Raw genomic sequence first — 11341 nt, 5'->3', positions numbered from 1 at the left:
ATTTTTATTAAAAAGTAATTAAATAAATACAGCTAATTAATAATAGAGAAAAGCCAACGACTTGTTTTGGCATCTTTACGGTAACTTTTTTGAGTAATTTAAGGTTTACCGCAATCTTTACCGCATCAATTACGGTAATAGTTGGGAAAGCATGGGAAGTTATGATAATAAACTTAAATTAAGAGTTCTTATTGTGCAATGGTTTTGATATGAATTGAAAAACGAATTTGGTGCGCTCAGCGGGACTCGAACCCACGCCACAGGCTTCGGAGACCTGTACTCTATCCAGTTGAGCTATGAGCGCATACATGTGTGGCACATCATAGGCAAAAAATACATAGAGGTAAACATAAAGACGTAATCAATATGATCTATTGTTTATTAAAACAACGATTTTGAACCTTAATTGCCAAAATATTTAAATCATGTTTGCAAATGCTGTACTGAATAATTAATCAACTTTAATGTTTGATTCAATTGTGCTGGAGGAATTCTTGATTCTTGTAGAAAAGTAATCCATTGCATTTGGCAAGCTTTTAATTGCTGTAGGTTCTTGATCATCTGTATTTTTTGTATCAATGGTCGCGCCATCAAACCACAGTACGTTGTTAAGGTTTGAATCATAACTTGTTGAATTTCAACAAAAGGAAGTTTTTCTAACGTAATATTTTCTGCTTCTAAATTTTCTGTTGGGTTAAATATATTTTTATTTTGATCTGGTTGAATATGTGGGATTGCTGTAGAAGTATTATTGTCTGCTGTTGTAACCTCTTCTTCAATATGTATGGATTCGGGTTGTTGATGTGCTAATAAGCCCATATCAATCAGTTGTTGAACTAATTCTGTAGGTGCTATTCTTTCTTTATATCCATGATCAAGTTCTTGAAAATCTTCATGATCAATCAAAAGCAATAAACGACGCTGCCGTGCAGTTAAAGCACTATCACGTTGTTGCAGGGCATTTTGCCCGAGTTCCGTTTTAAAAAAATTAGACATTTCTTAATCCCCACAAGCCCAAGATCTAGCATGAGGATTAAGATAAGGTTAAAAAATGACAATAATGTTAACAATTTATTAAATATCATTGTCTTGATTAAAATGATTGGAAAATAATTTAAAAGATTTTCTAAGAGGGCTTATCTAACTAATTTTGTTTCCAATGCCTTACGTAAATAGAGATCAAGATCGTCTTGGCGTAAAAGCCATTGGATATAATCCGCTGGAAGATCTTGAATCGCAGTACCTTTGTGTTTACCAAAAGTAATACTCTTCGGAATACGAGCTTCTTCTGAAGCTATATAAAGCTGTTCAATGTTTTCAATGTTTAATTGATGAATGATATGCATCAAAATATTAGCCGTTAAAATAATGTCAGCATCAGCTCTATGAGCACCTTTGAGCATTTCTCTAGCTTTATCACTCCCTTTTGAGATGAGATAAATTAAGGCTGAAATATTATGTGCTTCCGCATTTTCCCAAACACGACGTGCAAGTGCTAAGGTGCAAATTGGCTTAATTTTTGATGTATCTACGCCACACTTTGCAATAGCTGTAATATCGTAATCAACGTTATGACCAATAATATACTGGGTTTGTTCAGGCAGGCGGAACTCACTGTAAAAAGGTTGATCAGCTAGATCTGATTCTAATATGTGATGTACTGCCATCGCGGCATAAGAGATAGGTTGACCAACTTGATACAGCTGATCAAAAATCTTTTTCTTGTCTAAGCTTAGCTTTCCACGCTCAATTTCAATTGGCGCGTAAGCAATTTCTATAGGCAAACCATTTAATGTATGTGTTTCCGTATCTAAAATAATGGCTTGCATAAAGTTGAACCTAATTGGGTAGGATAGTCTCTCAGACTTTGTATCTTACAAGAAATTTAGGATGAGCTGTGCTTAATCATGCGTATATTGATTGGATTTTAAATAAATTAGTGATGTATTGCGTAAATAAAAAGCAAACATAAAAGGATATAAAAAAAATACTTGAAACAATTTCGTAATAGGCGTAATTCTTGTGGATGTAATAACCTTAATAAATTTCGTATGAATCGTTGAGAACTATGAATATCATTGATTAGCTAGTTTAAGAAATCAGTATCCAAGCTTAAAATTTAGTGATGTCTTTAATTCTCCAACAGATGAAATAGCAGCAACAGCTGAGACTTCTTCAGAAAATTCAGTTTGCTATCAGGCTTTAGGTCAGAATTTAGGTAATGCAATGGGGATTTATTTAGACAAAAATAAGACTCTTGAGGGTTACCCACGTACAAAAACTAACTTTATGTCAATTCCAAGTGTTACAAGTTTTTTAGCCACAGATTCTCAACCTTTGCAGAAAAAAGTGTCGACTCCAATTATTATTTACCAAGGGACATTAGACAAAACAGTACCTAAACCTGTGACTGATTTTTTGGTTAACTCAGCTAAATCTGTAGGAACTGCAATTCCTAGTTCTAATTACAGAGTCGGAGAATGGGATCATACAACAGCATATTCCACAAATATTGGAAATATCGTGAATGATGTTAATGTGCTCCTGCCATCCAATCAAATCATCAATCAATAAGCAATAACATACAGCTCAACCCTATTTTTTCAGGGTTTGAGCTGTGCGATTCTCAATAGAAATATTAAAATTAGATAAAAGGAATTAATTAACTCTAGGAGAATAAAATTATTAGTGAAATGTGAGTGAAATTCACGAATAATTAAATAAATATCAAGCTCTGTAACAGCAAACTTCATGCTATAATTCGCACCAATCTTTAGCACGGCTTAAAAGCCCTAATTTATAGGACCCTCCGCTAATGTTTGCCAATATCTCTATTGCTGAATTTGATCCAGAATTAGCTCAAGCGATCGCTTCTGAAGGCGACCGCCAAGAAGCTCACATCGAGTTAATTGCTTCTGAAAACTATTGCTCACCAGCTGTAATGGAAGCTCAAGGCTCAAAACTTACTAACAAATATGCAGAAGGCTATCCGGGCAAACGCTATTATGGCGGTTGTGAATATGTTGACGTTATCGAGCAACTTGCAATTGACCGTGCAAAAGAGTTGTTTGGTGCAGATTATGCAAACGTACAACCACACGCAGGCTCACAAGCAAACTCAGCAGTTTACTTAGCGCTTCTTAATCCTGGTGATACAGTATTAGGTATGAGCTTGGCTCACGGTGGTCACTTGACTCATGGTGCTAAGGTTAGCTTCTCTGGTAAAACTTATAATGCGATCCAGTACGGTTTAAACCCTGAAACAGGTGAAATCGATTATGAAGAAGTTGAGCGTTTAGCTTTAGAACATAAGCCACGTATGATCGTAGCTGGTTTCTCTGCTTATAGCCGTGTTGTAGATTGGCAACGTTTCCGTGATATCGCGGATAAAGTTGGTGCTTACCTTTTTGTTGATATGGCGCATGTTGCTGGTTTAGTTGCTGCTGGTGTGTATCCAAACCCAGTTCAAATTGCTGATGTAACGACAACGACTACACATAAAACACTTCGTGGTCCACGTTCTGGTTTAATTCTTGCGAAAGCAAACGAAGAAATCGAGAAGAAACTTCAATCAGCTGTATTCCCAGGTAACCAAGGTGGTCCTTTAATGCACGCAATTGCTGCTAAAGCAATCTGTTTTAAAGAAGCTATGGCACCTGAATATAAAACTTACCAACAGCAAGTTGTTAAGAATGCTCAAGCAATGGCTGAAGTATTCATTGCTCGTGGTTATGATGTTGTATCTGGTGGTACTGATAACCATTTATTCTTATTATCTTTAATTAAACAAGAAGATGTAACGGGTAAAGACGCTGATGCATGGTTAGGCGCTGCTCATATCACAGTAAACAAAAACGCTGTTCCAAATGATCCACGTTCTCCATTCGTGACTTCTGGTATTCGTATTGGTACGCCAGCTGTAACAACTCGTGGTTTTGGTGAAGCTGAAGTTCGTGAACTTGCAGGTTGGATCGCTGACATTATCGATAGCAAAGGTGATGAAAAAGTTATCGCTGATGTTAAAGCTAAAGTTGAAACGGTTTGTGCTAAATTCCCTGTATATGCAAATTAATTTGTATATTTAAAAAAAGCGCCGTCAGGCGCTTTTTTTTATTCAAACTTTCTAAAAATTCCCAATTAAGTATTTTCTTCCAAAGCATCATATTGGTGCTAATTTTTATCTATTTTCTTAAATCATCCCTAAAAATGATCAAATAAGTATTACGAATATGAAAAATAGTAATACTTATTTGGCATGTCTTTTGCTTCATCTAAATATAGTTAAAAGTTGTCTAGGGTTCCGATGTTGATCAACATGACTGGTCCGAGAGATAACGGTTCGATAGAACTACACGGAGGGATAAAAGCCCGGGAGATCAGGCATTTTGCCATTACGAGGTTAAATTATCCGCAAGAGGTGTGTTATGAATCAATCGTCTTATCACGACAATAAAATACTTTGGGATGAAAAATTACCGGGCGGACATCATTGGTCTGGTCGCATTCAAAGAGGGACTGTTTTACAGCTCGAAGCACTCAATGAAAATGCCAATCTTGCTTTGTTTTGCGTAAATGCGGAAGAAAAACTAGAACGTTTTAATATGCCAGACAGCTTAAAGGCACAGCACACCGCATTTTTGTCAACTGGACATGTTTTATATTCAGATTTAGGTCGGGTAATGGCATCTATTGTAAAAGATGATCACGGTTGGAATGATGTTTTTTGTGGCCCAAGTACAGCAGCACAGATTGAAAAAAAATATGGAAAGCAAAATTTCCAACAAGCACGTAATGATATGTTTCAGAATGGATTAGACAGTTTATTGGTTGAGCTAACCAAATTTGGCTTAAGACAAGCTGATTTGACAGCCACAGTTAATTTATTTTCTAAGGTTCAACCTGATGATAATGGAAAATTAACTTATCTCAAAAATGATAATAGTCATCAAATAATAGAGTTACGCTTTGAGATGGATTGTTTGGTCTTTCTTTCTGCGGCACTACATCCGTTAGATCAAGCAGAAACTTATCAACCTGCTGATATTCAGCTGCGATTATTTAAAGCCAATCCTCTAACCGAAATTGATATTTGCAAAGACTCATGTCCGCAAAATCAACGTGGTTTTGCCAACAATAAACGCTATTACGCATTATCAAATTAAGGATTGGAGAACTAAGATGTCAGCATTACAAAAACTCGAAAAAGCAGTCCTTGATGAAGTATGCCCAGCAGGTGAAGCGTGGATGTGCGAGGTTAAAAAAGGACAGTATTTTAGAATTGTAGATTTAGAAGGTAATCAAGCTGTTGATACTTTATTTATCAGCGCAGAAAATCCAGATGAACGATATAGTGCCACAGACACACTAGCGCAAAATCAACAAATTTATCTCGAAAAAGGCACAGTGCTATTTAGTAATTATGCTCGTCCCATAGCGGTTATTGTAGATGATAACTGTGGTAGACACGACACATTGGGTGGGGCGTGTTCATGTGAAAGTAATACGGTGCGCTATGCACATGATAAGTATCCAATGCATAGTTGCCGCAATAATTTTATGTATGCCTTAGCTCAGCATCCGATTGCAAAAAAACATCAACTGAACGTCAGTCATATTGGTCCAAACATTAACTTCTTTATGAATGTTCCTGTAACCACCGAAGGAAATTTAAAGTTTGAAGATGGCGTATCAGCAGCAGGGAAATATGTAGAGCTGCAAGCAGAGATGGATTTGATTGTTTTAATTTCAAATTGCCCACAATTGAATAATCCATGTAATGCCTACAATCCGACAAAAATTCAATTAATTGTACGTGAAGCTTGAGGGGCGAATTATGTTTAATAAAGTATTAATCGCCAATCGTGGAGCGATTGCGTGTCGAGTCATCCGTACATTAAAAAAATTAGGTATTCAATCTGTTGCAGTCTACTCAGAAGCAGATCGAGATTCTTTACACGTCACATTAGCAGATGAAGCGATTTTTATTGGTCCTTCATCTGCGCAAGAAAGCTATTTAAATATTGATAAGATTCTGGCTGCTGCAAAAGCATCAGATGCCGAAGCGATTCATCCGGGTTATGGTTTTTTATCAGAAAATGCGGCTTTTAGTGAATTATGTGAGAAAAATGGAATTGTTTTTATTGGACCAACTGCCCAGCAAATGCTTGATTTTGGTCTTAAACATACCGCTCGCGAATTAGCAATTCAAAACAATGTACCTTTATTGCCCGGTAGTCAATTATTGCTTGATCAAGCGGATGCGATTCAACAAGCAGATTTAATTGGTTATCCTGTTATGCTCAAGAGTACTGCTGGTGGTGGCGGTATTGGGATGCGTTTGGTTTGGAATGAAACCGAATTGAAAGATGCTTATCAAACGGTCTCCTATCTTGCACAAGCCAATTTCAAAGATGCAGGATTGTATTTAGAAAAATTTGTTCAAAATGCACGTCATATCGAAGTTCAAATTTTTGGTGATGGCAAAGGAAATGTCATTGCTCTCGGTGAGCGTGATTGTTCAGTTCAGCGTCGTAATCAAAAGGTGATTGAAGAAACGCCAGCACCCCATTTAGATGATCAGCAACGTCAATATATTCAAAATGTTGCAATTCAACTGATGGAATCTGTGCAATATCGTTCAGCGGGTACAGTTGAATTTGTCATGGACACCGATAGTCAAGCGTTTTATTTCTTGGAGGTTAATACACGCTTACAAGTTGAGCATGGTGTAACTGAACAAGTGTATGGCGTTGATTTAGTAGAATGGATGGTGACCTTAGCAAGTGGCGATTGGGAAGCACCCAAGCAAAAATTGCAATCTTCAGGGCATTCTATTCAGGTCAGATTATATGCTGAAGATCCAATTAAAAATTTCCAACCGAGTGCAGGCTTATTGACGAATGTTGCATTTGATCCAGCCGCTCGTGTAGAAACTTGGGTTGAAACGGGATCAAACGTTTCCTCTTTTTATGACCCAATGATCGCTAAAATTATTGTGACATCCAAAGACCGTGATCATGCAATATTGGCGATGCAAAATAGCCTAAGTGTTACTGAGATTGCAGGGGTTGAAACAAACCTAGAATACTTACAGGAAATTATTGATTCTGAAACGTTTAAGCAAGGCACGCAAACAACACGTTTTTTAAATACTTTTGCATGGAAAACACAAAAAATAGAAGTGTTACAGGCAGGTATTCAAACAGCCATCCAAGATGTAACGGGGCGATTAGGGTATTGGGACGTCGGTGTTCCACCTTCGGGAGCTATGGATGCATTAAGCTTGAATGTAGCCAATCAACTGCTTGGTAATGCATTTAACACGGCTGGTTTAGAGTGCACATTGCAAGGGCCGACGCTGAAATTTCATTGTAATAGCCAGATCGTATTGACGGGTGGCGACATGGAAGCCAGCTTAGATGGTCAAGCTATTCCAATGTGGTCAACGATCCATGTTTCAAAAGGACAAGTTTTAAAATGTGGTCGTGTCGTTACGGGTTGCCGAAGTTATATTGGAATAAAAGGGGGCTTTAATGTTCCTGAATATTTAGGCAGTTTAGCGACATTTACGTTAGGGCAATTTGGAGGTCATGCAGGTAGAAATTTACTTATTGGAGATATGTTGCCAATATTTGCATTGGAGCAGACAGAATCAGTCTCCTTAAACCCAGAACAAATACCGATATTTCAAACTAACTGGGAAATTGCGGTGATGTATGGCCCACATGGAGCACCTGACTTTTTTACCAAAAATGATATTTCTATGTTTTTTGAGCAAGAGTGGGAAATCCATTTCAACTCAAGTCGTACAGGGGTTCGCTTAATTGGACCTAAACCTGAATGGGCTCGTATTGATGGTGGAGAGGCAGGATTACATCCTTCGAATATCCATGATAACGCTTATGCAATCGGTGCAATTGATTTTACAGGGGATATGCCGATTATTTTAGGACCTGATGGCCCAAGTTTAGGTGGATTTGTGTGTCCTGCTGTGGTTATAAATTCTGAATTATGGAAGCTTGGACAGTTAAAAGCAGGAGATAAAGTTAAGTTTATCCCTGTGAGTTACGTGCAAGCACAACGCTTAGAACAGCGTTATCAAGCTTCAATGGCGGATGAAACTACGGCAAAGTTAAATTATCAGCCACAAATTGAATCAGAAGAAATTACATTAGCAAATGCTGTCTTGGCGACCTTAGAACAAGCTGAGGATAAACCTAAAGTAACGTATCGACCTGCTGGGAATCATTATTTATTAGTTGAATACGGAGAACTGGTTTTAGACTTAAATCTGAGATTCCGTATTCATGCTTTGATGCAGTGGGTTCAACAACAAAATATAAAAGGCATCATTGATCTAACACCGGGCATTCGATCTTTACAAATTCATTTTGATTCAACAATTTTAGATCAGCTTGAATTATTGAAATTATTGCAGGCTGCCGAAAGTGAGTTACCAGACATAGAAAACATGCAGGTTGCATCGAGAACGGTATATTTGCCACTCGCTTGGGAAGACTCTCAAACGCAACTTGCCACTGAAAAATATACGCAACTGGTAAGACCCGATGCTCCATGGTGCCCTGATAATATTGAGTTTATTCGCCGTATTAATGGTTTGGAATCGAAGCAAGCCGTTAAAGATGTGGTGTATAACACGTCATATCTCGTGATGGGGCTAGGTGATGTTTACCTTGGCGCACCTGTAGCAACACCTTTAGATCCTAGACATCGTTTGGTGACGACAAAATATAATCCAGCACGTACATGGACACCTGAAAATGCAGTTGGTATCGGTGGTGCATATATGTGTGTGTATGGCATGGAAGGACCGGGTGGTTATCAGTTTGTTGGGCGAACGACACAGGTTTGGAGCCGTTATCGTCAAAATCCTAATTTTGAACAAAATAAACCGTGGCTATTACGATTCTTTGATCAGATTCGATTCTATGAAGTATCTGAACAAGAACTGTTAGAAATGCGTGAATCATTTAAAGCGGGTCGTTTAAAGTTACGCATTGAAGAAGGTGTTTTGAACCTTAAAGATTACAATGCATTTCTAAAAGAGAATGAACAAAGTATTGGCGCGTTCAAACAAGTTCAGCAATCTAATTTTGAAGCTGAAAGACAAAGATGGCATGAAGCGGGGCTAGCTGAATATGTCTCGGATCAGATCGATATTTTGATTGATGATACTGAAATTAGTATTCCAGATGGTGGGATGCTCGTGGAATCACACATGCCGGGATCAGTTTGGAAAATTGAGTGTTCAGTGGGTGATATCATCGAGGAGGGCGAAATCCTTGCTGTGATTGAAGCTATGAAAATCGAGATTCCCATCATCGCACCAGCAAAAATGAAAGTTGATACCATTCTGATTGATAAAGCACAGACGGTAAAAACAGGGCAAGCTTTGTTTACTCTTGCGCCAGCATAAAATCACAAAATTTATGATGCAGAAAAAGCCCTATGATGAAACTTAGGGCTTTTTTTATGTGCATTTTTCATCTTTTTTAAATGATTTACTCATCAAAAACAGCGTGAAAACTGGCATGGATACTGCATTTAATATTACAAATCTTTAATTTCGTATTACTGGAGCAGTCATGAAAATCAAAAAAATTCTAGTTCAGTATTTTCACATTGCGACAAAAGTGTTGATTGAGTTGCTTTCTGTGAGAGCAGGTTTGTATGTAAAGCAAAATCAAATTCCTAAAAAATAGCAGAATGATTATGAATGTAAAACCTAAGCTAACTCGTATTAGCATTACAGTCCCTGAAAAAACGGTCGAAGCTTTAGATCAAAAAATTGTTGAAGAACATTATGAAAGTCGTTCTCAAGCGATTGTTGACATGATCAATAAGCACCTCATTCATCAATACACCACCGAAAATTCAGTGATGGTGGGCACATTGACGCTGCTCTATCAACGCAACTCAAGCAACATTCGTGTTCAGTTAAGTGATTTGCAACATCAGTTTTTAGAACAAGTGATCAGCTCTTTAAGTATTCAACTCGATCAGCAAAAGATTCTTGAAGTCATGCTTTTACAAGGAAAAAGTAATGACCTCAAACAAATAAGCCAACAGTTCATAGCACTCAAAGGTGTGATCAAAGGGCATTTAGAACTCATGGATGCCGTAATGCCACCTTTACAGCAAAACGAATAGTAAACCTATTTGGCTAGAAGCCAGATGAGTTGATTGCTACACAGATTTATCAATAGAAATTTAAAACTTTTCTGAACGTCAAATATGGGGTTATACAATGAAGCGTGCAATATCTTCTTTATCAGTTTCAATTCTTTTAGCGATGTCTATGGCGGGGTGTGACAACTCTGCCAAGGTACCTACAGCAGATAAAGCAACTGAAACAAAAAGCTCAAATACAGCCATACCGATTACGATTGGATATAGTGATTGGCCGGGTTTTGTGGCATGGCAAGTAGCGATTGAAAAAGGTTGGTTAAAAGAAGCAGGTTTAAATGTAGAGTTTAAATGGTTTGATTACTCAGCTTCGCTTTCAGCTTTTGCTGCAAATCAACTGGATGCAGTTTTAGTCACCAATGGCGATAATCTTGTCAATGCATCGGGTGGTACCAAAGGCATGATCATTATGGTCACCGATTATTCTGCGGGCAATGATGTGATTATTGCTAAAGAGGGCATTCATAACATCAATGATTTAAAAGGAAAATCGGTCGCAACTGAGAAGGGTTTGGTTGATCATTTATTATTGGCGACAGCATTAAATGATGCAAAAATTCCATCGACTGATGTGAAATTAGTAAATTCAGTGACCAATGAGTTACCTCAAGTTTTTGCGAGTAAAGATATAGCAGCAATTGCAGTTTGGCAGCCAGTGGCCAATCAAGCACTTAAAGCTGCCGCAGGTTCAAAAATTATTTATACCTCAAAAGATAAACCTGGTTTGATTTATGACACTTTAGCGGTCAATACCAGTCACTTGTCTATGCATAAAGATGAATGGACGAAACTCATCCAAGTGTGGGATAAAACCGTAAAATATATTCAAGACCCTGCTACACATGATGATGCTGTAAAAATCATAGCAAATCGCGTTGGTGTTGATCCAAAACAATATGAGCAATTTATTGATGGTACTCATTTATTAGATGTTGCTGCCAATAAAAAGGTATTTGTAAAAGGAGATGGTTTTGATTCAATTTATGGATCAACTTATCATGTCAATAAATTTAACGTCAGTAATGGTATTTATAAAAGCGAAGTGGATGTTGATGGTTTAATCTATCCTGCGCTGCTCAATGAACTGAAATAATAGATTTCGAAAATGCAAAAACCGTTCAAAAATGAACGGTTT

General features: G+C 37.5%; 10 protein-coding genes, 1 tRNA gene and 1 riboswitch. Of the genes, 8 read left to right on the top strand and 3 right to left on the bottom strand.

Annotated features, from left to right (window positions below; translation table 11 throughout):
- Nucleotides 1-228: 228 nt before the first annotated feature.
- The 3 genes from IEV17_RS01255 to IEV17_RS01245 form a co-directional block, all read right to left on the bottom strand.
- A tRNA-Arg gene (locus IEV17_RS01255) sits at nt 229-304 on the bottom strand.
- Between the two features lie 119 nt (nt 305-423).
- Entirely contained in the window at nt 424-996 is a 573-nt protein-coding gene (locus IEV17_RS01250; protein WP_004662533.1) for a hypothetical protein, read from the bottom strand.
- Nucleotides 997-1136: 140 nt separating this feature from the next.
- The gene (locus tag IEV17_RS01245; protein ID WP_004662531.1) at nt 1137-1829 is read right to left on the bottom strand and encodes a 3'-5' exonuclease; all 693 of its coding nucleotides are present in this window, start codon (nt 1827-1829) and stop codon (nt 1137-1139) included.
- Nucleotides 1830-2226: 397 nt separating this feature from the next.
- Between IEV17_RS01245 and IEV17_RS01240 the strand changes: the two genes are divergently transcribed.
- From IEV17_RS01240 to IEV17_RS01210, 8 genes are all read left to right on the top strand, one after another.
- On the top strand, nt 2227-2574 hold the full coding sequence (locus IEV17_RS01240) for a hypothetical protein (RefSeq protein WP_004662530.1): 348 nt from the start codon (nt 2227-2229) through the stop codon (nt 2572-2574).
- A gap of 241 nt (nt 2575-2815) precedes the next feature.
- Nucleotides 2816-4072 carry a serine hydroxymethyltransferase gene (gene glyA / locus IEV17_RS01235; protein ID WP_004662528.1) on the top strand — a complete coding sequence of 419 codons (1257 nt, stop codon included), beginning with the start codon at nt 2816-2818 and terminating at the stop codon, nt 4070-4072.
- Nucleotides 4073-4281: 209 nt separating this feature from the next.
- Nucleotides 4282-4377: riboswitch (guanidine-I (ykkC/yxkD leader) on the top strand.
- A gap of 47 nt (nt 4378-4424) precedes the next feature.
- The gene (locus tag IEV17_RS01230; RefSeq protein ID WP_004662526.1) at nt 4425-5162 is read left to right on the top strand and encodes an urea amidolyase associated protein UAAP1; all 738 of its coding nucleotides are present in this window, start codon (nt 4425-4427) and stop codon (nt 5160-5162) included.
- A 16-nt stretch (nt 5163-5178) separates the two neighbouring features.
- Complete coding sequence (locus IEV17_RS01225; protein WP_004662524.1) at nt 5179-5823, top strand: urea amidolyase associated protein UAAP2; 645 nt, start codon at nt 5179-5181, stop codon at nt 5821-5823.
- A 10-nt stretch (nt 5824-5833) separates the two neighbouring features.
- Nucleotides 5834-9436: an urea carboxylase gene (uca, locus tag IEV17_RS01220; protein ID WP_004662523.1), complete on the top strand. Its 3603-nt coding sequence runs from the start codon at nt 5834-5836 to the stop codon at nt 9434-9436.
- 169 nt (nt 9437-9605) lie between these two features.
- Nucleotides 9606-9722 carry a hypothetical protein gene (locus IEV17_RS17320; protein WP_004662521.1) on the top strand — a complete coding sequence of 39 codons (117 nt, stop codon included), beginning with the start codon at nt 9606-9608 and terminating at the stop codon, nt 9720-9722.
- Nucleotides 9723-9732: 10 nt separating this feature from the next.
- Nucleotides 9733-10170: a nickel-responsive transcriptional regulator NikR gene (nikR, locus tag IEV17_RS01215; protein WP_004662519.1), complete on the top strand. Its 438-nt coding sequence runs from the start codon at nt 9733-9735 to the stop codon at nt 10168-10170.
- Nucleotides 10171-10267: 97 nt separating this feature from the next.
- A complete protein-coding gene (locus IEV17_RS01210) occupies nt 10268-11299 on the top strand; it encodes an ABC transporter substrate-binding protein (protein WP_004662517.1) in 1032 nt (343 codons plus the stop codon).
- The last annotated feature ends 42 nt before the right edge of the window (nt 11300-11341 follow it).

Origin of the sequence: Acinetobacter modestus (assembly GCF_014636095.1) — a bacterium.
GTDB lineage: Bacteria > Pseudomonadota > Gammaproteobacteria > Pseudomonadales > Moraxellaceae > Acinetobacter > Acinetobacter modestus.
This window is presented reverse-complemented; position numbering and strand designations above follow the sequence as displayed.